The organism is Streptomyces sp. NBC_00247, assembly GCF_036188265.1.
Lineage (GTDB): Bacteria > Actinomycetota > Actinomycetes > Streptomycetales > Streptomycetaceae > Streptomyces.
In genome coordinates this window covers 3200437-3221563 of record NZ_CP108093.1, presented here as the reverse complement: position 1 = coordinate 3221563, position 21127 = coordinate 3200437, and the positions used below count along the sequence as shown (strand labels likewise).

Sequence of the window (21127 nt, the reverse complement as noted above, 5' to 3'; positions counted from 1 at the left end):
CGAACGGCGGCACACCCCGTGAACGTGCGGGCAGGGCGACGGTGGGTGCGCCTGCCGCCGAGAGATCCCCATGCCGCCGCAACGAGTGTGGACTCGGGCTGGTCGCACGCGGGGCGGCCGGCACACGTTGACGGACCGTCACCGCCCCAGCGCTGCTCCCCCGTTCACATGCACGATCTGCGCCGTCATGTACGCCGCTTCAGGTGACGCCACATAGTGCACCGCGGCGGCGATGTCCGAGGGGCGGCCCGCCTGGCCCGTCAGTGACTGCTTGGTCCGGGTGGCGACGAACTCGGGCGTGGCCCGGTCGCCGAAGAACTCGGTGTCGGCGACAAAGCCTGGAGCGACCGCGTTCACGGTGATGCCCTGCGGGCCGAGCTTCTGCGCCAGGTCGACGGTGTAGGCGTTGACGGTGGCCTTGGAGCCGCCGTACGAACCGGGGCCGCGCAGCGCGGCGATGGACGACATCTGGACGATCCGGCCGCCGGGCCGGGTGAGGTGCGGCAGCAATCCTTCGGTGAGCAGCACTGCGGTGAGCACGTTGGCCTCGAAGTTGCGGCGGAAGCTGTCCGCGACGCCTTCGAGGGTGCCGTCGTGGGCCGGTGCGACGTTGCCGCCGGCGTTGGCGACGATCACGTCGACCTGCGCGCCGCCCGCGGTGCAGAACTCCACGGCTCTGCGGGCCTGGCCGGGATCGCTCAGATCGGCGGCGACCCAGGAGGCCGTTCCCGCACCATGCGCGGCGTCGAGCTCTCCGGCGGCCCTCTCCAGGGGCTCCTCGCGCCGCCCGATGAGGATGACGTGGTCGCCGTCCGCCGCAAAGACCTCGGCCACCGCCCGCCCGATCCCCGTACCGCCACCCGACACCACGACCCTGCGCTGCCCCACGATCCCACCCCAAGTCCTCGTGTATGAACGATGGTCACATCTTTGCCCGGCGACGGTACGACTGCCTGTCTTCGGCGTCAACGGGCAGGTGCCGCAGGCTCCTCACCCGGATGACGGAGCTCCGCCTCGCACTCTCCGTGGCGGCTGACCGGATCGGTGACGATCAGGCGCGCGGAGAGCGGGTCTGCTTCCAGAGCGCTGACCCGCCACCCGTGTTGTTCCAGGCGGGCGCGCACGGCAGCGGCGATGTCCTCCATGCGATCGGGGTTCTCGGTCGCGACGTCAAGGTCTTGGCTGAGCCGGTCGACGAGGCCGTGCGCCTGGACCGCCTGACCGCCGGTGAGTGGCAGAGGGTATGCGACGGCTACGGCGAGCACGTCCGCGAGGAGGCGACGGTGCAGGTCGGTGAGGTTCACGCAGCAGCCTGGGGGCTGTGAGCCAGCTCGTCGAAGGAGCGTTCCCAGACTTCACGGACATCACGGCTGATCAGTGTGTGCAGGGTGGGCCACAGGCTGACGAGGAGGCCGTGATTGAGGAACCGGACCAGATCGTCGTGCTGGCCTTCGGCCAACACGAGCCGGTAGTAGCTCATCCGCAGCCGGGGCTGGTCGAGGTCGAACGTGGTCAGGCCCGACCACGCCAGGTGAAGCGGCAGGCTCACTGTGCCGTGCTCGGGGCCGGCGAGCTCGGAGAGTGCTGCCGGCGCGCGCCGGGCGAACTTGGCGCGGCGGAGACCGGAAATGCTGGGCTGTGATGCCGTACGTCGACCCACCAGGGGGAGCCCATCTGGGCCGACCGGACGGTGACAAGGTGCCGCATACAGAGAAACCCCGAGCCGTTGGCCTGGGGCTTTCCAGTGGAGCGGGTGACGAGAATCGAACTCGCGCTCTGAGCTTGGGAATCAGCGGTGCTCGGGCCACTCAATGGGGCTCTGGCCTGCGCCTTTCGGTTAGGCGGCGTGGATGGCGATGGTCTCTGAAAGCCGTTCCTGACCGATGTTGCCCGCTCTGATGGGCACGGATGGGGCACGACGGCTGGGTACCTTCGGCTCAGATCGAGACGATGCGGACCTGGCTGCCGCAGAGCTTGGCCATGTCGTCGCTGTCGGAGGTCAGCAGGGCGACAGGTTTCGGCTGCCGCAGCGCGACCTCGGCGACCGTGGCGTCGATGGCGTACTTGTGCCCGTGCAGCCCCGCGCTTTTGAGCAGCTCCGCTGCTGCTTTGGCCGCTTGCTCGGTGACCGGTTCCACCTTGACGCGGGACAGTGTCCAGTTCAGACGCGGCATATTGGTCCGTGCGTGGCTGACTTCCACGATGGTGTTCGCCCCGATCACGAGGTCGGCTCCCATGTCGTGGAAGACCTGCAGCATCGCGAGGAGTTTGCGGTCCTGCGCGATCCAGGCGGAGAGCCCTTCCGAGTCCAGGACGAGCGTCTCGATGCGCTCGCTCATGCCGCGTCCGCGCCCTTGGAGGTGCCGACGGCACCAAAGATCTTAGAGCGGGCCTCCGCGAGCTCCTCGTCGCTGAAGTGACCGTGTTCTTCCTCGTGGCGGCGGAGATCGTCGCCCAGGAGCTGGTGCCGGATCTGGCGGGCCACGGCTTCCGCCACGTAGCCGGAGACGTTGTCCGTGAGCTTGCGGAGCTCCGCCACCTGGTCGCTGGGGAGCGTGACGGTGATGCGCGTCGTGGAGGACATGCACTAAGCATACCGGGGTATGCGCGTGGAATCGCGTGGTTCCTGCCCTGAGGAGGGCCAGGATCTCCTGTACTGGCCGAAGCCGCAGACCTTGCGGAGGCAGCGAGCGCTGGGCGATGATCCCATGGCCGGCCGGCGGATGTCCGTAGTGTCAGGGTGCGTGACTGTCGGCCTTCACCAGTTGGTCAGATCGACCCTGTGGACACAATGAGGGTCGGACAGGTCTGCCGCCCAGCGTTCCTCTTCGTCGAGGAGTGAGGGCAAGGCGGCCAGCAGGGCGGTCAGCGCGCCATCGAGCCGGATGTCGGCCGCGATCACGCCGCGCGCCTTCTCGGAGGCGAGGTAGAGCCGCATGCTGTCCCGCCCGGTGAAGAGGAACCCGCAGAGCGCGGGGCTGGGCGGGATCTCCACGTACGGCCAGGCCAATGCGCGCAGTACCCGTAGCGCTTGATCCGTGCGGGTCGGGTCGGCCGGTTCGAGGTCGACGGTGTCCACCGTCACCAGGGGCATGCCCATCACGGTGGTGTCCGTGCAGGGGACGGCGAGGGATGCGAGCGTGCGTGTCCACCCGAGCACCAACGGTGCGGTCACTGGCTCCTCGTCGTCCGTCAACGGCACTTCATAGGCGACCAGCCCATGCCCGTCCACCGCGTCGGCGGCTCCGGCCACGACCCGGATCGAATCGGGCATGGGCAGCACGCCGCGCAGGAAGGTCCCACCGACGAGGGGCGCCGCTGTGTAGTCGAGAAGGAAGCGCGTGAGGTACGCCTGCTGTTCGACTGTCTCCTTGGCGAGGTTGCTCACTCGTTGATCCAATTCGGACACTTGGTCATGCCCTTGCAGTAGGCCGTGACGACGCCGACCTTCTTACCCGTACCAGCGTCGTACTCGCCGTCGGTAGTACGGCGGGTGTATTGGACAATGACCACGATATTTACCAGCTTGGTACCGTTTCGGGCGACTCCGTAGTACTCGAGCCTCCCTCCGCTCTTCCTGTCCACTCTTCCGGCCAAGGCTGCGTCGACCACCCGGCACTTCTTGATGTTGTGCTTGCCGGAAAAGTGGTTCCAGCCGAGCTCGCCGTTGCCGTAACGCGTGGGGATGACACGCCCCTCCGGATCCGCCTGCTCGCACTTCACCCTCTTGTCCCAGTGCCGCACCGTCGACGCCTCGGCCGCCGGCGCGACCACAAGACAACTGCCGGCGACCGTAGCCGCCACCACGTTGATCATCCTCATGGCCGGACCGTGCCACCCGACGGCGCGGTGTAGTCCTCCCCCGCGAACAGAATCGATTTTCTCGCCGATGCATGTGCCCGATGCGTGGTGTGAAGCTGACGGGAGCTACAGAGAACGAGCTGAACAACAAGAAAGGCCCCGGTCATTGACCTGGGCCTTCTTCGTGGAGCGGGTGACGAGAATCGAACTCGCGCTCTGAGCTTGGGAATCAGTGGTTTCCGAACCGTTGAAGTCGCCCTGACCTGCGCTTTCGCATGGGTCGGGATGCATTGCTAGGCGCTCTGGGGGCCGCACCTGACCGCTATTGTCCGCTCCGCTGGGCACGGATGGGGCACAGGGGTGGGCGGTGCGACGATCCAGGCCGAGAGTCGTTCCGATTCCAGGACGCGGTTTCGACGCGCTCGCTCACCGAGGACTCAGCCCTTCGAGTAGTCCCTGCGGTCGCGGATTGACTCGTAGGCGGTCTCGTCCATCCGGTGGCACCAAGGGGCGCGCTCTCCAGGGAAGCGGATCCTGGACGCGTTCTCCCAGCTAGCTGTCTCCACGTGGGCGAGTCGGCGGGAGCGCACAATCTCAAGAGCTGGCATGAGGTCTGTGTCCCGGCTCGCGATGATCACGGCGTCAACTTGATGCGTCATGGCCTCCGTGATCACGTCACAGGCCAACTGCACGTCGATGCCTTTCTCGCGTGCGGGAAGGTCGGGCCAGTCGTGCGGGTAGCGCAGTGGTCTACGACAGACGATCGCCCCATCGCGTTCCCAGACGGCCGCCTGACGGTCGTTCGCGGCGGCGGCATTGGGATCGTTTCGTGGGTCAGGCCGGCCCCGGTAGACGCGGACGCTCAGGAGACGCGAAGGTCTCTTCCGCTTGGCCACGAGCGCTCGTGCGAACGCGCATGGATCGATGTGGCCCTCTTTGGTAGGTGAACCCCAGGGCAGGAAGGCCTCGCGCGCCGAAAGGTGGACATTCTGATAGTCGATGAAGACTGCAACACGTTCGAGAGGCGGGGCAGGTAGCGGCCCCCTAGACGCCGATGTAAGAGACTCCTCCACTACATACCTCCCCCGAGATAAAAAAAGCCCCGCCAATCCCAAAGGAGGGCGGGGAGCAATGAAGCAAAGGTACACGGCCCGGCCCGCTCTAGCAACATGCTCGACAGCTGGGGGGTGGGAGGGGCTGGTGTGGCCAGGGAGCGCACCTCGGGGTCCCCGTAGGCGCATACAGAAGGGACACGCTCCGGCGTCAGGCTTGCTGCTGGTGCGCGTGGTGCGATGCCCCCTGAGCTGCATCGCGCCGCTGCTGGGATGGTGCTGATCGAGCAGGCCATCACTGGACCACCCAGGGAGGGCCCGCCTCAGATCGTTTGGGAGAGGGCCCTCGTTACGCTTGATGCTTGGTCTGTCGGCCTATGCAGTGTGCCGTCCCGCCTGCGCAGCGGTCAGAATGTCCCGAAACCGCGCGCACGGCATGGCTCGACACATACCCTGGCAGCCATCCACTGCTGGAGGGGCCCTGTGATTCTCCGAGAATTTCTCTACGTTGACACCGATAAAGTGCGTGCAATGCTTGCCCAGTTGGACGGTGGAGTCGCAGAGGAATCACGGCTGACCGAACGCACAGAAAAAAGGACGACTGTGGGCCCGCGTGTGGCGGCGCAGCATTTTCAAGGCTCCTCTGGTGAGGAGTATACGAACAAGTCGCTTGGTGATGCTCTTTTTCCGATGCTTGAGGATGCTCTAGAGTCGGAAGGGGTGCTTAGTGATATTTCGCTGGAAGTTTCCGATATTGACAAGTGGAATCGTGGCGATATCAAGAATTCCTTTCCCTCGGGCTCTCTCGTCAGGGTTACGGCAACGGGGTCATTTTTCGATGCGCGCTATGTTGCTGCCGCTTTTTCTGCGTTCGCTTCCGTGAACGCAGGACTGGCCGGGTTGGGCTTTTCTCCCGGTGGCGCACCTGCTGTGCCGACGAGAGGGAAGCAGGGGCAGGCCAAGGGTGGTGCGGGTGGGCAATCTCGTCCATCCAAGGCCGCCTCGGCCTCGGCCTCCGCAGAGCTAGAAGATCAGATCCCGGAGTTTCCCTCAATCGACGGCATCGATAGAACCACCCTGCGTTCTTTCGTCCAGGTCTCAAGAGGAGTATTTAGTCCCGGGCTTCACATCAACTTGACTCCGGCGAAGGATGTGCTGATTAGTGCGCGCCTTCAGGAGGGGAGGCAATACCTCGACAGTGAAGCTGACATTCTTCTCGCCCGCTATGGTGCAGAGCCTCAGGAATTGACGCTCGTGGGGAGCATCGGGAGCTATGGGACGGAGGAGAAAGATCTGCCCGATCAGAACTTCATGAAGGAAAGCGGAGTTATGAGTCGTGGTGCTTTTGCGGAGGTTATGAACTCGCAGATGCGTAGCTTGGGGAGGATTGGGTTTATCGATCTCCCTCAGCACCCCGGATTTTCTTTGATTCCTTTCGCCGTGTATCGGTCCATCCCTAGGACTCGTAGGGTCGCGCCCGCCATACGCTGAGGCCCGTCGGCCTTGTTGAATCACTTCCAACCCCAGCTCCCATACCGGAGTCTTGAGCGCCCCTGCCGGAGGCATCCTCTTGCAGGCAGCCACGATGCCCCACGGGCCTACACAGCGGGCGGGCGTCGGCGGCTGCGCCGAGCGGGCCGAAGGCAGGAGCGCGGGCGCTCTCTGATCAGCCATGACGCGACGTTCCCCGCATTGGGGCTAATCCCAGGAGAATGCCTCGATCGCGGTGAATGCCAGCTCGCGGAAGGCGTCGCGGACTTCGATCAATGGGTACCGGTCGCGCGTGAAGTACAGCTTGTTGGTCAGAAGGACGGCCCAACGGCTGGCGGCGGGGGAAATCCACATGCCTGTGCCGGTGAACCCGTAATGAACCCACACATCGTCGCTGTCCACCGTGCCGGGTGCCGGGTGCCAGAACAGGCCGCGGGCGGGTTCATGGCCGCCGGTCTGGATGGTGAGCGACTGGGTGGTCCAGACGGGGCTGAAGCCGACAGCGGGGCCAGATGTCGCAGGGTCCAGCATGTGGCGGAGGAAGCCCGCCAAGTCATCCAGGACGGTGAAGGCGCCGGCGATGCCGCAGACCCCGCCCAGTAGCCGGGCGGAGAAGTCGTGGGCGACGCCCTTCAGATGAGTGTCGGTGTCCTGCTCAAGTTCGGTGGGGGCGCTGCGGGCGACGAGTTCGGCAGGCAGCGGGCCGAAGCGGGTGGTGTTCATGCCGAGGGGGCGCCAGGTCCGTTCGGTGGCGAGCTGGTCCAGGGGCATGCCCGAGAGGTGTTCGGCGAGGAAGCCGAGGATCAGGGCGGCGCGGTCGGTGTACTCGACGGCCTCGCCCGGTGGCCGGTGCAGCGGCTCGCGTAGGACGCCTCTGCGGATGTCGGCGTGGTCCGTGCCGTACTGGTTCTTCAGCTGGGCCCGGAGGGGAACGCCGGCGGTGTGGGTCAGCAACTGCCGTGCGGTGACCCGCCCGAGCTCGTACTCCGTGACCTCGGGCCAGTACGTACCCAGCCGGGCGTCGAGGTCGAGGCGGCCGTCCTCCCACAGTGCTCCGACCGATGACCAGACGGCGAGGATCTTGGTGAGGCTGGCGGCGTCGAAGACGGTGTCCAGGCGCATCCGGTGTTCCGGTTCGTCCGGGTCTAGGACGCCCGTGCTGCCGCTGGCTTGGATGCCGGTGGAGTCCCCCACGGCCCAGACCGCACCGGGGTAGACCTTGTTCCCGACGCCTTCGTCCAGCAGGGCTTGAATGCGGTCGATCATGGTCTCCCTTTTCGTGGCCGTGGGGTCTCCGTTGCCCAGGGTAGGGACGCTGCCGCAGCAGCCGATGGTTCGACGCGGCGTGCTAGCTGAGCACTTGGCGGCCGAGCGCGTGGAGAGCGGCTTGGGTGGCGGAGAGGGGGTACCGGCGGGCGTTGGCGAGACCTGCTGCCCGCAGTGCTGGCAACACGCCGCTGGAGGTGCGCAGGCGCTGGAGGTCTCGGGCTACGGCTCCGGGGCGGCCGAAGTCGGTGGGTGCTGCGGAGGCGCCGAGTGCCTCGTTCAGCCCGGGCACGGGTTGGTAGAGGACGGGGAGTCCGCACGCCTGGGCTTCGAGGGCGACCAGGCCCATGGCCTCCAGGGTGGTGGACGGCATGACGAGGAGGTCGTGGTCCGCGAAGGCTTTCCACAGCTGTGGTCGGCGGAGCCAGCCGAGGTAGCGGGCTCGGATGCCGGCTCGCCGGAACAGGGGTGCCAGCGACTGGTATTCGCTCTGCGGCGCGGCGATGCTCAGCTCGATCCCCTGCGCGGGGGCCAGGCTCTTGATGAGGGCTTCGCCGCCTTTCTCGGGCGTGAGCCGACCGGCGTATAGGAGGCGCAGGTGGCTCGTCGGGGTGCTCGTCGTTCGTGCGGGCGGGCTGGTGATGAGGTGGTCGGGGATTCCCCAGGGGATATGGACGATCTTCCGGTGGTCGGTCTTCGGGGCCAGCTTGAGGAGGCGGTCCGCCATCGCGTGGGTGGGGACCACGATCGCGTCGGATGCCCGCGCCGTCTCGCGCAGGACTCGGAGCTGGTCGCGGTGGCCTTCGGCGAAGAGCAGGTCGGTGCCGTGGACCAGGGCGATCCTCGCGTGGGCCGGCAGGGCCCGCATCAGGGCCGGGGTGGCTCCGAAGGCGAGGTGTTGCAGGTGCAGGACGTCGATCCTGGACGGGTCGATCGCCTGCCGGAGGGCCGCACGGAGTTCGGCTACGTACCTGCCGAAGGCGGGGCCGTCCAGGCACTTTCCTCGTACGGACAGCAGCTCCAGGCCGGCCCGGAGGCTCGGAGCGGCGCCCTCGGGGGCGAGCATGAACGCTTGGGCCGGGATGCCGGGGCGGTTGCCGGTGTAGAGGTCCAGGAAGAGTTCGACGCTTCCGCCGGGGCTGCCGGCGGGCAGGTCGAGGGCTGTGGCGACCATGGGGTTCACGACTGGCCTCCCTGCATCTCTTCGTAGAGACGGGAGGTCTCGATCCCCGCGCTGGAGCGGTACTTGAGGCCGAGCTGCTGGTAGCTCGCCGCGATGCCGAAGGTCTGGTGGAAGGTGACCTTCCCGAAGACCATGAGCGGGTAGATCCGTACGGGACGGGCCGCGCGGATCTCCAGTGTCCACCGGATGGCGTGGCCCTGGTGGCCGAGCGGGGCGGAGACGTGGACCCATATCCCGAGGGCGCCGATGCTCCGGCTGCCGTTGAGGAACTGCGCGTACGTCTCCGATCCGGTCCTCTCGTGTGTGACGCCGAGGTATAGGACGCCGGGGGCGAGGACGTAGCCCTCCGGTGGGATGCTGATCTCGCGGGTGGGGGTGCGGGAGGCCGCGTCGAGGTCGCCGTCGCAGATGCGCAGGGTGTCGCCGAGCCGCCAGTCGTAGGCGTTCGGCGAGAGGTGCGCGGGATCGTAGGGCTCGATGGTGAGGGCGCCGTCGGCCCGTGCCGCGGCGATGGCCGGGCCGGTGAGGATCACGACTCCGCCGATCTGGCCGGCGGGAGGTCGCGCCAGTACGCGGAGGGCTGCGGGCCCGTGGCCGCCTGGTACTTGCCTGAGTACAGGTCGACGGGGCCGGCCGCGACGAAGAACATGATCTGCCCGATCTTCATGCCCGGGTACACGCGTAAGGGGCGGACGGCGGACAGCATCAGCGTCCACTGCCCGTGGAATCCGATGTCGCCGATCGGCGCGGTGATCTCGACGAACAGTCCCAGTCGGCCCACCGAGGAGCGGCCGAACAGCAGCGGTACGAAGGAGTCGGAGCCGACTTCTTCGAGGGTGTGGCCGAGGTAGAGCTCGCCGGGCTGGAGGACGTAGCCGCTCTCGTCGATCAGTACTTCCGCCGTGGGGTTGGGGCGGTGGCTGTCGATGACCGGGGTCGTGTAGGTCAGTAGGGTCGGGCCGAGCCGGACGTTGTAGCTGTTGGGGTTGACCTGGTTCTGGTCGAACGGGGCGATGCGTAAGCGCCCGTCGACCGTGGCCGTGGTGATCTCGGGACCGGTCAGGATCACGGTCTTCCTCCTTCGGTCAGGACGTGCTGGACGGCTTGGCCGAGGGGGATGGCGGCCTGCCTGGGGTGTCCGCCGAAGTACGCGTCGGCGAGGTAGCCGGTGGTCAGGAGGGACCGGGTACCGGGCGGCAGCGGTGCCGGTGCGGTGGCCAGGGGACCGGCCTGCGTGGACAGGCGCATCAGCAGAGCATCGACCTGGTGCTGATCGTCGGGCAGCGCGACGTGGACGAGTTGGTTGTCGAACGGTTCGGTGGCGAGCAGGTCGCCCCTGGTGAGCGTGGTGCCGAGGCGGACGGGGCGGAGCGCGGTCTCGTTGAGGACGACCGCTTCCGCTCCCAGGCCCGTACGCAGTCGTTCGACGACCTCCGCGACCAGCTCGGCCCGGTCGGGGACGCGGTCCCGGTAATCACGAGCGACCGTACCGAGGGGTGCCGCCAAGCGCCGACGCAGGCTTTCGATCTCGTCGAGAATCGGCTCCAAGCCGGGTGGGGAGGGAGTGGCCGCTGGCGGCAGGAGAACCGACCGGCCGCTCCAGCCGCCCTCTTCCACGCTCGCGAGCGCGTAGCCGACCGCCAGTTCATGGCCCTTGAGGACCAGGGTGTCGCCCAAGCGGACGGGACCGTACTGGTCGCTGTGGCAGTGTCCAGCGAAGATCACGTCCAGGAACGGGCAGGCTTCGGCGATCTTCAGGTCCTCGGCGAATCCGGAGTGGCTGAGCAGGACCCAGGAGTCCACCTCGTGGTGGTGGGCGAGCATCAACTCCCTGAGCGCCCTGACCGGGTCGGTGACGCGGTGGCCGGTCCGGTCGGCGAACGGGACGGCGTTGAACGCCTGGACGCCCATCACGCCGGTCACCGCGACCCGCCGGCCACCGATCGTGGCCAGGTGGATGCGCCGGAACAGGGCGCTCCCGCTGGCGTCGTCCACCACGTTCGCGCAGACGGTGAGCCGGTGGAGGTTCGGTTCGAAGTAGTGCGACCAGCCGTGGTTCCCGGGGGCGATCGCGTCGTACAGGGTGGTGAGGATCTCGCGCTCGACCTGTCCGCCGCCCAGCCGGTAGTACCCGCTGCCCTCGAAGAAGTCACCGCTGTCGACGACGAGTGCCTCGGAACGGGCCGCGTGCAGGCGGGCCAGCAGAGGCGCGACGCCGTCGAAGGCGGAGTGGACATCGGTCGTGGCCACGATGCGCCGCAAGGTCCGGGTCACGGCGTGACCTCGCAGATGTCGGCGCCGAGGGCGCGGAGCTTGGCGGGGAGGTCGGCGTGTCCCCGGCGGAGCTGCTGGAGCCCTCCGAGGGTGGTGACGCCGCGTGCGGTGAGTCCGGCGATGAGGAGGGCCGAGCCGGTCCGGATGTCGGTGGACTCCACCCCCGCGCCGGTCAGGCGCTGCGGGCCGGTGAGGCGGCACTGGGTGGCGGAGATCTGGTCGATGTCGGCGCCCAGCGCTGCGAGTTGGGGGACCAGGTTGCCGTGGCGGCCAGGGTTGATCGTGTCCGCGAAGAGGTGCGTGCCGGGCAGTCCAAGGGCCAGCGCCATGAGCGCGGGCTCGAAGTCCGCGTCCAGGCCGCCGGGGGAGAGGGAGGCGATGGCGCGCAGGGAGTGGCCGGTCGGCTGCATGTTCCGGGCGTGAACCGTGAGGGCGTTCTCCTGCACGGCCACCGGCACGCCGAGCCAACGCAGAGCGGCCACGACGGGCGCGACGTCCTCGCCGCGTACGCCCTCGATGCGGCCGTGGCCGCCCGTGGCAGCGAGCGCGCAGGCGAGCGTGCCTGCCTCGATCTTGTCGCCGGGAACAGCCCAGCTGATGGAGCCCTCCACGGAGGCCGCAGTCGGCGGGGTGAGGGCGATCAAGCGCTCGGTGGCCTGTGTTCCCCATCCTGCCGACTTCACCGCGCGCAGAACGCTGGTGACCTCGGGAGACAGGTTCGGAAGGCCCAGCCGTAACGGTCGGCCCGCGACCACGGCTCGCAGGATCGCGGCGACCGTCGCGCCGCGCGAGCGGAAGGGCAGCATCACCGAGACGGAGTCGGTACGGGCGCTCCCGGCCACCACGCTGTAACCGCGGGCATCCACCGCGTACCGGTCACCGAACGCCTCGTACATCCTGAAGTGCTGCTCCATCCCACGATCCCCGATCCGGCACCCGCCCGGCCACGGCAGGACGGCCCGCCCGTGAGTGGCGAGCAGGGCTGGCACCAGGTAATACGAGGCGCGGATGCGGCCCGCGGTCTCGAACAACTCCGGGGCGATGGTCCCGATGCCGCCGCCCATGAACAGGACCGTGCTCGGGTCGCCGACCGTACGTGTCAGCCGGTGCCCGGTCTGCTGCACCAGCGTGAGCATGGCCTGCACGTCGGCGCTGGTGGGGACGTTGCTGAGCTGTACCGGCCGACGCAGGGCCGCAGCCGCTGCGAGGAGTGGCAGAGCGGCGTTCTTGGAACCGTCGACGCTCACAGCCCCAGCGAGTGGCGGGCCGGGATGGATCGCGATCACCTCGGCCGTGGTGGCAGGGATCTGGGTGAGGGACATGGTCATCTCCTTGGAAGCAGGGCGTGTACGGCCGCGTCGGGACATGCGGGCGGCGCGGGCACCGCGATCTCGGCCCAGCACCGCTTCCCGGAAGCGGTCGCCTCGACGTCGTGACGGGCGGCCAGCGCCGCCACGATGGGCAGGCCGCGTCCGGTCTCGTCATCCGCACCGGGCAGGCCGGCCTTCGGAAGTACGGGACTGGAGTCGCAGACCTCGATGCGCACCCGGCCGTCGTTCAGCTCCGCGGCCACCGAAATGGGGCCGTGTCCGGCATGACGTACGGCGTTGGTCAGCAGCTCGCTGGTCACCAGCGCCACGTTCTCCAGCACCTCGTCGGCGCCATCCAGCCGCCAGTCACGAACCCCCGCGACGACCCGGTGTCGGGAGTCGGTGACGGCGTACGGCGTGCCGGTTACGGAAAAGCTGAAGCGAAGCGGTTCCACAGGAGTGCCTCCCGGTCGAGTGCGGCCTGACCAGAGAACCGTCCGAGGCGGTGAGCGGGATTGCCCGGCTGCCCGCTCCGCATGGCTTATGCAGAAGCTGCATGACCGCCAAGTGCGCGGTGACTTACGCTCGGTTGAGAAGGCAGGATCGGGCGCGGCGAAAGGGGCCGTGGCACAGATGACCGATGCGCACGACGAGGCGAGACGGCTCGGCGAGGTGCTCCGCCGAGCGCGCGTGCTCGCCAAGCGGTCCCAGACGGACGTTGCTGCCGCGCTCGGCTATCACCAGTCGAAGGTGAGCCGACTTGAACAGGGGAAGGGCACCGAGGACTCCCAGGTATTGCGTTCCATCGCACGGGAGTTGGGTATCCCCTTATCCTCCGTCGGCCTGGCCGACGTTCCCGATGCCAGCGACTCCCACGCCGAGACAGATGACATGCATCGCCGTACGTTCCTTGCCACCAGCTTGGCCACGCTCGCGTCGCCGCCTTCCTCGTCCCACGGCTACGGCGCCCTTGTGCACGCGCTCCTCCCCGGACCGTTCCCTCCGGCAGGGGGCGAGACGCAAGACCTCTCCCAACTCGGCAAACGTGTCTCAGACGTTCGTCGTCTTCTCTACGCCTGCGACTACACGGATCTGGAGCGAACTCTCCCCGCTCTGATCACGGATCTCCGTCACGCGGCGACTGGTTCGGACGAGGCGACGGCTCTGCTGGCCACTGCCTACCAGACCTCCGCTAGCCTGCTGCTCAAACTCGGCGACCAGGGCAACGCGTGGCTGGCGGTGGGCCGCGCGATGGCCGAGGCGGAACGCAGCGGTGACCCGGTCGTCCTGGCTTCCAGCGTTCGCGTCCACGCACACCTGCTCGCCCGCGAGAAGCACACGTCCCAAGCCATCACCCTGGTCCGGCACACTGCCGACCAGCTCACCGGCGCCTACGACCAGCGGCCCCCGCGCTACTTGGCCGCGCTCGGCCTGCTTCTGCTGCGTGGCGTTACCGCCGCGAGCAGCGCGGGCGACCGCTCGGCAACCCGCGACTTCCTTACGGAGGCCAAGGAGGTCTCTCGTTTCGTCACCCTTGACCACTCCGACGCCTGGGCCAACTTCAGCCCGACGAACGTCAGCCTCCACGGTGTCAGCGCCGCGGTGGCCTTCGGTGACGCCGGGCTCGCCTTGGAGGCGGCCCGCCCGCTCATGCGACGGCACATTCCCGCCCCCGAGCGACGGGCTGCTCTCTGGGTCGAGACGGCTCGCGCGTACAGCCAGCAGGGCCGTCTCGACCAGGGGTACCAGGCGCTCCGTATCGCCGAGAGCTGCGCGGCCCAGGATGTTCGCCGCCCGGCCATCCGGGAGCTGGTCGCGGACATGGCCGCTCGTGACCGTCGTCGTACGCTGCCCGAACTGCACTCGTTCAGCCGTCAACTGGGAGTCCCCGCATGAGTGAGCAGCCCGGCCAGCAGGCCAAGAAGCCCTTTCTCTACATCGTCGTGTGCGGGTCGGGCATCGCCGGTGATGTCGGCCGTCTGATCGGTGCGGCCCAGGAAGCCGGTTGGGGCGTGGGCGTCGTCGCCACCCCGCAGGGCCTGAGCTTCATCGACGCGGAAGCGATCGAGGCGCAGACCGGGTACCCGATCCGCTCGGCATGGCGCTCTCCCACCGCTCCCCAGCCACTCCCGGCCCCGGACGCGATCGCCGTCGTCCCGGCGACGTTCAACACGATCAACAAGTGGGCGGCCGGCATCTCCGACACCCTCGCGCTCGGCATCCTCTGCGAGTCCTACGGCCTCGGTACCCCGACTGCTGCCCTGCCCTATGTGAACTCCGCCCAGGCCACCCATCCCGCGTACGCCGAGAGCCTGCGGAAGCTGCGCGCGATGGGCATCCTCATCGGCTCCTACGAGCCCCACCGCCCCAAGGCCGGTGGCGGCGCGGACCGCTTCAACTGGGAGGAAGCACTCGACCTGCTCACCCCTGCAGTGGCTACCAAGCAGTGATCGCTGCTGTCGGCACAGCAAATAAGCCGTAGGTTGACGGCGTGGGCTCCAGGTCCAAGGAGGCCCGCGCGCCGACGGTCTGGAGCGGTGACTTCGCAAGCAGGAAGCTCACCTGCCCGGCACCAACTCCAGGAGCCGACCCACACGATGCCAACCGCCGACAAGGATTGCAGCCAACACGGCGCACCCCAGGATGAGTGCCGGACGCAGGTCGTCGTTCACTCCTAGCTTGGGCAGAGCAGCGGAGGCCGCCACGGCAGATGTCATGGCGGCGATGAGGGCCACAGCCACGTGGATTGACTCCCGGACTGTTGTGCGTGCAGCGGAAACGGGTTCGATGTTCACCAGTGACTCCGCTGGCAGCATGGACCCAATGCGGCCCTCCGCACACCGTTCGCCGATCTCCGCCAGCATGGCACCCAGACGGGGCAGCGCCGTCTCTGGCTGGACGTCCATCCGTAGAGACTCAGCACGGAGCGCGCCCGCGACCTGCGACGCATGCGTACGTGCTGCCGGCCTCCTGGCGGAACGGCGAGGCGTGGTACCTGTGTGTCGATAGGCACGCAGGATGGCGCCTTCGGTCGCGCGGAGGCCAAGGTCAAGCTCTCGAAGCTGTGACGCGCGTTGTCCGGGCTGCTGTCTGTATGCCTTGGCACAGAGGTCTAGCGTTTCCACGGCCCGGATGGTCGCCCGGTGGCGCAAGACCGCGCCTCGTGCTGGGCGTCGCTTGATTAGCCACCAGAGCGGGGGAAGCAGTGCTGCCAACATAGTGATCATGACGATCAGGGCGTCCCACCCCTGCGATGGCTGATTTGCAGCTTCGGGGCGCAGAACCCATAGGAAGTGCGTCGCAGCCCGTGAGATTGACTCGATGCCGAGTGCCGAGGCTAGGTCGTGGACGACTTCCGCGGAGAACTTGATCAGCCTCACGCCGAGCCAAAGGGCGAGGAGCGTGAGGGCTATGGAACCGTACGAGGCTGTTTCCAGAGTTGGCCGAGTGTCCCGCAGCGCCCGTCGGGTGTGTGGAAGCCTCCGCTCCGCCACTTCCAGTGCTTGGAGTGACGAGGTGAGGCTGCGGAGACGGGTGCCGATAACGCGCTGGTTGACGCGGAGGCGCCAGGATTCAAGCCGTAACCGGGTCTGCGCAACACGCGGAAATAACTGCTGGGCGGTCGTGCGGGCCAGGCTCAAGGCATCCCCTACATCGGTGTGGATAAGTAGATGGTGCCGGGAACAGGCGAGTGGTTGTGCCGTCTCACCCAAATGAACTCGGGTGGGATGGGCGTTTGGATGGACCGGAGTGTCGTCGGCCCCGCAGTTCTCCGCGTAGTGCGGTGCGCACGCGTAACTCGCTGGGGCGGTTTCCGGGCTGGCGGTGCAGGGCTGGGTCCCTCAACCCTGCAGGCCGCTGTGTTCACTCAGTGAACACAGCGGCCGTTCTCCGAGTGAACACGACCGCTGTTCACTGAATGAACGGGATGCGCCTTGCTCCGTCTCGGAACAGGCTGGCTGATCAACGCCGTCGCCTGTGTGGCGGCTGTTGCTGCGAGGCGGCCGGTGTGGCTGCTGCCGGACGGCTCGTGACGGTGGGGACCCGGGTGGTGCTGCGGGCCATGGCTGCCTGGGCGCGGAGCCCAGGTGTGTGGCGTTGGCCAAGGCGGTGGACGCGCCAGGTCAGGGTGCGGGCGGGGTTGCGGGAGCCGTCGAGGGCACGTTGGCCGAGGGCCCGGTCGAGGACGATGGTCGGGTTGTGGCCGGCTGCTTCCGCGTCGGCGAGGACCGTGGCGAGGGCGTCCCAGGCGGGGTCCTGGAGGATGAGTTCGGCGTGATCGGGGGCGGCCTGCCGGAGGTGGCGGGCGTAACGCTGTTGGGTCTGGTCGCTGGGGGCGCGGCGAGCGAGATCATCCAGAACCGGGACGGCGACGCGGGCGTACGCGGTCTGGAGCTGGACGAGGGCCTGCTGGGCAGCTGCCTCCTGCTGGCTGTGCTGGTGCGTGCGGTGCCAGTGCCTCGCGAACGCCACGGCGATCAGGGCAGCGTCCAGCAGCATCACCAGCCCTGCCCCATCTCGTGCGGCGGCTGGAGTGCGCAGGATCGTCTGGATGCTGCTGCGCAGGACGCGAGCGCTGTCCAGGTCGGCAGCGATACGGGAGCGGGTGGCCCGTTCGAAGAGGACGGCGGCCCGTTCGAGTTCGGTCCTCACCGTGGCCGGTGCGATGAGTGGCAGCAGGTCGAGGGCTCCGCCGAGGGCGACGAGCTGGCCTTGCGCGGTGTCGTCGCCGCTGTGGGTGAGGTGGTGAGGGATGCGTTCGGTGGCGGCGGCGGCCTGGTGCCAGTGGTCGGCCGGCCGGGCGGTGACCAGTTCGGGGCCGGTGTTGGTGATGCGGTGGCGGATCTTGGGCAGGGAGAGATCGCCTGCGAGGGTGGAGCCGGAGAACCAGACCGGCTCGCCGTGCTTGTTGAGGTCGCCGGGCAGGGAAACGCTGTAGCCGAGGATGTCGCCGGAGGGCCCGGTCTTGGGGCGCACGTTCACCCCGGTCACGTCCAACAGGGCGAAGAACTCCGCCTCGCTGGAGGCGGCGGACACCGCTTGCCGCACGCGCATGCGCAGGATCTCGCGGGTCGTGGTGTCCTGGCCCTGGCGCTTGGCCTTGAAGTGTTCCCTGCTGGTGGGGCGTTTGGCGGCGGTGCCGTCGCCGGCGTTGAGGCGGCGCAGGCCGAGGTCGGCTTCGATCTTGCGGGCTTCGCGTTGGACGGCGCGGATGTCGTGGTCGCGGCGGGGGCGGCGGCCGTCTTGGCGTACGAGGGTCGAGGCGATGTGGATGTGGTCGTCGGCGTGGCGGACGGCCACCCAGCGGCAGGCTTCCTCATCACCTTCGGGAGCGATGCCGGCAGCTGCCACGATCCGTCGGGCGATGTCCGCCCACTGGTCGTCGCTCAGGATCGGATCCTCGGGCGCTGCCCGGACCGGGCAGTGCCACACCGTGGTGGTCGGCGCCCCGTCGCCGAGCATGTGCACGGGCTGATCGAGCTGCGCGGCGAGCTGGTCCTCGACGGTCTTCGGGGTGCGGTGGGGGCTACGGCCGGGGTCGGGGGCAAAGCCGTTCCAGGACGCCACAAGGTGCGGGTCCGTGTGCTCGTTGGCGCGGCCCGGTCCGTAGAGGTAGCCGATGAGGCGCCGTGTGGCGCGGTCGCCCTTGCCCAAGATGATCTTTGGGATCATGGGCTCACCGTCCGTTGGTCACCTGGGCGACCGCCATGTCCACGTCGGCTATGGACGCCTCGATGTGGCGCAACAGCCGCCACACCATTTCCGCGTCGGGCCATGAGGCGTCCTGGTTGAGGTGGCGGGTGAGCTGGTTGAGGTTGTTGCCGATCTTGGCAAGCTGCCCGTTGGCTGCCATCAGCGCCTTGACCATGGCGCGGTAGTCGGCGACCGCGGTGGTCGGGTCGTCGGAGCGGGCAGCGGCGAGTGAGCTCTCGGCGACATAGCCGCCGACTGCCATACGGCTGAGGCGGGCGGCTGACACGAGGAGAGCGAACTCGTCATCGCTGTAGCGGGGGTGGGTCCGCTTCTCGCGCTGCGTGGGTTCGCGAAGGCGGCGGCGGGGTGTCGGAGACTGTGCGGCCACCTCCCGAGTCGGCTCCCCCGGGCCGGCAGCCTCCGGCGCCTTCGCGGCGACGGATGCCTCCGCCTCCCCTGGGGCGGAGGCCGGGTAAGGACTCCTTACCCGACAACTTGCTGCGCCTGTGGCCGGGGTGGACTGCATCTGCTGCTGAGATGTCGAAGGTTCGTGGTCGAGGTCGTGGATGTGCATGCGTGGCTCCTGCTGGGGCTGGTGAGGGGGCCCGCCTGTCCCGAGGCGGGCAGGGGAGAGGCGGGCCGGGCTGGTGGTTGCGGGCAGTGACGGGGCTCAGCCGGTCTTGGGTGTGGCCTCGTCGCGTTCGGTCTGGAGGAGGTCCTTGACCTGGTCGAGGCGGCTCCGGGAGATGCTGAAGTTCCGGTCCCGGATCTCCCTTTCAACGTTGCGGCGCGAGACGCGGTCGGCTCGTCCGAGGGGAGCGGCGCGGCCGATTGCGAGGGCCTGTTCCAGGGAGATGCTCGATCCGTTGTTTTGTGGCTTCCCGGGGCGCGGTGTGGCGGCCTCTGTTGCCTTCTCCGCGACCGGTTTCGGCGTGTCCTCGGCAGTCGGTGCCTGTGCCGGGTTGCTGGGAGCTTGGTGCTCGGCGGAGTTGTGGCGGTTGCCGGGGTTGTGGCGGTCGGGGGTGGCGGGACGACGGGCCACGAGGAGGTAGAAGTGAACGGCTCCGGCCAAGGCGAGTGGAGCGATGGCGGACATGACCCCGACGGTGACGTCGTCGAGGGCGAGCGTGGCGGTGCGGTCCTGCTGGTTGAGGCGGACGGCGTGCAGGACGTTGGCCCAGATGCTCGTGGCGGTGGCGACACCGACCAGCGCGGAGACGTACAGGCGGGCGGACAGAGGTGCTGTCCGCAGGACGAGCAGGGCGCCGATTCCGATGGCGATGAACCCGTCGATCACGAGGGGGAAGGCGTAGGTGAGCGCGCGGTGAATGTGGCTCGCGGCGGCCATCTGGCGCAGGGCGTCGTAGGAGAGCGCGAAGGCTGCCACGGCGAGCAGTGCCACGCCCGTGCGGATCGCGGCGGCCAGCGGCGGCGGGGCCGCGGACGAGGCTGCCGAAGCGGTGGGGGAGGACAAGGTGGTGCTCCAGGTACAAGGTGTGGCTGAGGTGGCTCTCTGGGGGTGGGAGACCCGTCGCAACTCGTCCCGTGCCTGTTCAGGTCTGGTACGGGTCGGGCGATGATGTCGAGTCGACTGGTCGTCGGCCCGCGACTCGTCACCGCGCTGACCTGCCCGGGGACGAGTCGCGACGGGTCGTGCCGGGTCAGGCGCCGGCCGTGGCTTCCGGCGCGGGCTCGGGGCAGTACCGCGCCCAGGAGTCGGCGAACTGCTGGCGGGCGAAGCCCTTTGCCTGGACGTTGCCGTGGAAGCGGCGGGTGGCCGAACTGATGCCGTACTCCTTGAGAAGGAGCTGCAAACCCCGTGGGGTCAGGCCGTTGGCCGTGTACTCCGGCCAGGGTGTCTCGTCGTCGCTGTTGAGGACATCGAGGAGACGGCCGGTACGGAGTGCCGGAGGGTTGCCTTCGGTGGCGAAGGCGCGGCGGACGTCGGCCAGGAGGCGGATGCTCAGGCTGCTGCGGTCCTGGTCCTGCTCGGCTTCCTGCTTCGCCATGATCTGGCATGCGGTACGGACGAGCTGAGGCCACCGGCCGCCCGCGAGGTCGGCGACGGAGACGAGCGGCTGCCAGGTGTCGGCGGCGCGGTCCTCGACCGGCATGGCCGGTGTCAGCTCCATCGCGTCCGCGTGGAGCGGGGCCAGCCAGGCGGCGAGTCGGTCGCGTACTTCGTGGAGGGGCGGGGTGTCGCGGAAGGTACGGAACTCCGCCACCTTCTCGCCCGGCCTGCGGCGGCGCATCCGGATGACGATCGACCGGTCCATGATCGTGTCGGGCAGGTCGCCGATGCCCGCGAGGGCCGCCATGGCGAAGGTCGGGAACTTCGCGACCTCATGATTGGGCCCGGAGACCCGGAGGGTGGGGCGGTTGCGCTGGTGCCCCGCGTTGAGCAGGCCGCGCATCTCCTCATTCTTCTCCGCGACCTTCGCGGACCCGAAGAGCGTGTCGGCCTCGTCGACCAGCAGGGTGGGCGGGGTGTCGGTGATCGACCGGAACACTGCGGCTGCCGAGGCGTTCACCGTGATCAGCGGATTGTGGACGCTCTCGGTGATCACGTCCAGCAGCCTCGACTTGCCGCATCGCTTGGCCGGACCCACGACAGCCAGGCGCGGAGCGTGCTGCCACGCGGTCTGGAGATGCGTCGCCGCGACCCACAGCGCCACGGCCGTGAAGGCTTCCTCGCTCGGAAGAACGACGTAGCGGCGAATCTGCTCCCGAAGGTCCACCAGCACCCCCTCGCCCTCGGACGCCGGAGCAGGATCGGGCTCGGCTTCGGGCGGCGCGAGCGTGGCGGGGCGGCCGGGCACGGCTACTGGCGGCCACACGGCAGAGTTGGTCGGAAGGGATGGCGTGCCCGAGGCGGGATCGTCCATACTGGACATGAAGCTCCTCTGCTTGCGGGCCAATGGGACGGCAATCCCGGCCTCGCAGGTCAGTCGTTCAGGGATGGGCGGCATGAGGTTTGCGCTTTGAGCCCCTCGGTGTTGGTTCACCGGGGGGCTTTTTGTGCGTTGGGGCTGGTTGAAGGCATGCCTCAACGGATC

At 68.3% G+C, this 21127-nt stretch carries 21 protein-coding genes and 1 pseudogene; 3 read left to right on the top strand and 19 right to left on the bottom strand.

The features are described 5' to 3' along the window. Positions 1–138: 138 nt before the first annotated feature. The 8 genes and pseudogenes from OHT52_RS13630 to OHT52_RS13595 all read right to left on the bottom strand — a co-directional run bounded on the left by OHT52_RS13630 (position 139) and on the right by OHT52_RS13595 (position 4874). Positions 139–888 carry an SDR family NAD(P)-dependent oxidoreductase gene (locus tag OHT52_RS13630; protein WP_328720415.1) on the bottom strand — a complete coding sequence of 250 codons (750 nt, stop codon included), beginning with the start codon at positions 886–888 and terminating at the stop codon, positions 139–141. Positions 889–1004: 116 nt separating this feature from the next. Beyond that, a pseudogene (locus tag OHT52_RS13625) lies at positions 1005–1304 on the bottom strand (hypothetical protein); the annotation flags it as partial. Continuing rightward, positions 1301–1660, bottom strand: a complete 360-nt coding sequence (locus OHT52_RS13620) for a transcriptional regulator (RefSeq protein WP_328720414.1) — start codon at positions 1658–1660, stop codon at positions 1301–1303. The gene OHT52_RS13620 and the pseudogene OHT52_RS13625, both read right to left, overlap by 4 nt. Positions 1661–1937: 277 nt before the next feature. Further along, on the bottom strand, positions 1938–2339 hold the full coding sequence (locus OHT52_RS13615) for a DNA-binding protein (RefSeq protein WP_328720413.1): 402 nt from the start codon (positions 2337–2339) through the stop codon (positions 1938–1940). Then, positions 2336–2584 (bottom strand): type II toxin-antitoxin system CcdA family antitoxin, encoded by a 249-nt coding sequence (locus OHT52_RS13610; RefSeq protein ID WP_328720412.1) that lies wholly within the window; start codon positions 2582–2584, stop codon positions 2336–2338. Before OHT52_RS13610 ends, OHT52_RS13615 begins: the two co-directional genes overlap by 4 nt. 174 nt (positions 2585–2758) lie before the next feature. Then, a complete protein-coding gene (locus OHT52_RS13605) occupies positions 2759–3388 on the bottom strand; it encodes a hypothetical protein (protein ID WP_328720411.1) in 630 nt (209 codons plus the stop codon). Then, on the bottom strand, positions 3385–3822 hold the full coding sequence (locus tag OHT52_RS13600; RefSeq protein ID WP_328720410.1) for a hypothetical protein: 438 nt from the start codon (positions 3820–3822) through the stop codon (positions 3385–3387). Before OHT52_RS13600 ends, OHT52_RS13605 begins: the two co-directional genes overlap by 4 nt. Positions 3823–4238: 416 nt before the next feature. Beyond that, positions 4239–4874: an NYN domain-containing protein gene (locus OHT52_RS13595; protein ID WP_328720409.1), complete on the bottom strand. Its 636-nt coding sequence runs from the start codon at positions 4872–4874 to the stop codon at positions 4239–4241. Between the two features lie 219 nt (positions 4875–5093). Between OHT52_RS13595 and OHT52_RS13590 the strand changes: the two genes are divergently transcribed. Further along, entirely contained in the window at positions 5094–6344 is a 1251-nt protein-coding gene (locus tag OHT52_RS13590; RefSeq protein WP_443046575.1) for a DUF6414 family protein, read from the top strand. Positions 6345–6551: 207 nt separating this feature from the next. Here OHT52_RS13590 and OHT52_RS13585 read toward each other — a convergent pair whose 3' ends face one another. The 7 genes from OHT52_RS13585 to OHT52_RS13555 all read right to left on the bottom strand — a co-directional run bounded on the left by OHT52_RS13585 (position 6552) and on the right by OHT52_RS13555 (position 12832). Further along, the gene (locus OHT52_RS13585) at positions 6552–7610 is read right to left on the bottom strand and encodes a serine hydrolase domain-containing protein (protein ID WP_328720407.1); all 1059 of its coding nucleotides are present in this window, start codon (positions 7608–7610) and stop codon (positions 6552–6554) included. 82 nt (positions 7611–7692) lie between these two features. Then, complete coding sequence (locus OHT52_RS13580) at positions 7693–8784, bottom strand: glycosyltransferase family 4 protein (RefSeq protein WP_328723725.1); 1092 nt, start codon at positions 8782–8784, stop codon at positions 7693–7695. 5 nt (positions 8785–8789) lie between these two features. Then, a complete protein-coding gene (locus tag OHT52_RS13575) occupies positions 8790–9326 on the bottom strand; it encodes a dCTP deaminase (protein WP_328720406.1) in 537 nt (178 codons plus the stop codon). Beyond that, a complete protein-coding gene (dcd, locus tag OHT52_RS13570; protein WP_328720405.1) occupies positions 9323–9862 on the bottom strand; it encodes a dCTP deaminase in 540 nt (179 codons plus the stop codon). Before dcd ends, OHT52_RS13575 begins: the two co-directional genes overlap by 4 nt. Then, entirely contained in the window at positions 9859–11067 is a 1209-nt protein-coding gene (locus OHT52_RS13565) for a metallophosphoesterase (RefSeq protein ID WP_328720404.1), read from the bottom strand. The genes dcd and OHT52_RS13565 overlap by 4 nt, the downstream gene beginning before the upstream one ends. Further along, positions 11064–12389, bottom strand: a complete 1326-nt coding sequence (locus tag OHT52_RS13560; protein WP_328720403.1) for a UDP-N-acetylglucosamine 1-carboxyvinyltransferase — start codon at positions 12387–12389, stop codon at positions 11064–11066. Before OHT52_RS13560 ends, OHT52_RS13565 begins: the two co-directional genes overlap by 4 nt. A gap of 2 nt (positions 12390–12391) precedes the next feature. Then, a complete protein-coding gene (locus tag OHT52_RS13555; RefSeq protein WP_328720402.1) occupies positions 12392–12832 on the bottom strand; it encodes an ATP-binding protein in 441 nt (146 codons plus the stop codon). 178 nt (positions 12833–13010) lie between these two features. On the opposite strand from OHT52_RS13555, the gene OHT52_RS13550 reads away from it, so the two are divergent. Then, complete coding sequence (locus OHT52_RS13550) at positions 13011–14273, top strand: helix-turn-helix domain-containing protein (protein WP_328720401.1); 1263 nt, start codon at positions 13011–13013, stop codon at positions 14271–14273. Next, positions 14270–14827 (top strand): flavoprotein, encoded by a 558-nt coding sequence (locus tag OHT52_RS13545; RefSeq protein WP_328720400.1) that lies wholly within the window; start codon positions 14270–14272, stop codon positions 14825–14827. Before OHT52_RS13550 ends, OHT52_RS13545 begins: the two co-directional genes overlap by 4 nt. Before the next feature lie 1513 nt (positions 14828–16340). Here the strand turns inward: OHT52_RS13545 and OHT52_RS13540 are convergent. The 4 genes from OHT52_RS13540 to OHT52_RS13525 form a co-directional block, all read right to left on the bottom strand. Further along, a complete protein-coding gene (locus OHT52_RS13540; RefSeq protein ID WP_328720399.1) occupies positions 16341–18050 on the bottom strand; it encodes a mobilization protein in 1710 nt (569 codons plus the stop codon). 4 nt (positions 18051–18054) lie between these two features. Beyond that, positions 18055–18597: a MobC family plasmid mobilization relaxosome protein gene (locus OHT52_RS31465; RefSeq protein ID WP_443046788.1), complete on the bottom strand. Its 543-nt coding sequence runs from the start codon at positions 18595–18597 to the stop codon at positions 18055–18057. Between the two features lie 144 nt (positions 18598–18741). Next, the gene (locus OHT52_RS13530; protein ID WP_328720397.1) at positions 18742–19545 is read right to left on the bottom strand and encodes a DUF2637 domain-containing protein; all 804 of its coding nucleotides are present in this window, start codon (positions 19543–19545) and stop codon (positions 18742–18744) included. Positions 19546–19732: 187 nt separating this feature from the next. Then, positions 19733–20956, bottom strand: a complete 1224-nt coding sequence (locus OHT52_RS13525) for a DUF3631 domain-containing protein (RefSeq protein ID WP_328723724.1) — start codon at positions 20954–20956, stop codon at positions 19733–19735. Positions 20957–21127 lie beyond the last annotated feature (171 nt).

Coding starts and splice junctions, on each gene's coding strand:
- OHT52_RS13615 (WP_328720413.1), bottom strand. CDS start 2,339: ATGAGCGAGCGCATCGAGACGCTCGTCCTGGACTCGGAAGGGCTCTCC.
- OHT52_RS13610 (WP_328720412.1), bottom strand. CDS start 2,584: ATGTCCTCCACGACGCGCATCACCGTCACGCTCCCCAGCGACCAGGTG.
- OHT52_RS13600 (WP_328720410.1), bottom strand. CDS start 3,822: ATGAGGATGATCAACGTGGTGGCGGCTACGGTCGCCGGCAGTTGTCTT.
- OHT52_RS13590 (WP_443046575.1), top strand. CDS start 5,094: ATGCCCCCTGAGCTGCATCGCGCCGCTGCTGGGATGGTGCTGATCGAG.
- OHT52_RS13585 (WP_328720407.1), bottom strand. CDS start 7,610: ATGATCGACCGCATTCAAGCCCTGCTGGACGAAGGCGTCGGGAACAAG.
- OHT52_RS13580 (WP_328723725.1), bottom strand. CDS start 8,784: ATGGTCGCCACAGCCCTCGACCTGCCCGCCGGCAGCCCCGGCGGAAGC.
- OHT52_RS13560 (WP_328720403.1), bottom strand. CDS start 12,389: ATGTCCCTCACCCAGATCCCTGCCACCACGGCCGAGGTGATCGCGATC.
- OHT52_RS13550 (WP_328720401.1), top strand. CDS start 13,011: ATGACCGATGCGCACGACGAGGCGAGACGGCTCGGCGAGGTGCTCCGC.
- OHT52_RS13545 (WP_328720400.1), top strand. CDS start 14,270: ATGAGTGAGCAGCCCGGCCAGCAGGCCAAGAAGCCCTTTCTCTACATC.
- OHT52_RS13540 (WP_328720399.1), bottom strand. CDS start 18,050: ATGATCCCAAAGATCATCTTGGGCAAGGGCGACCGCGCCACACGGCGC.
- OHT52_RS31465 (WP_443046788.1), bottom strand. CDS start 18,597: ATGCAGTCCACCCCGGCCACAGGCGCAGCAAGTTGTCGGGTAAGGAGT.
- OHT52_RS13525 (WP_328723724.1), bottom strand. CDS start 20,956: ATGGACGATCCCGCCTCGGGCACGCCATCCCTTCCGACCAACTCTGCC.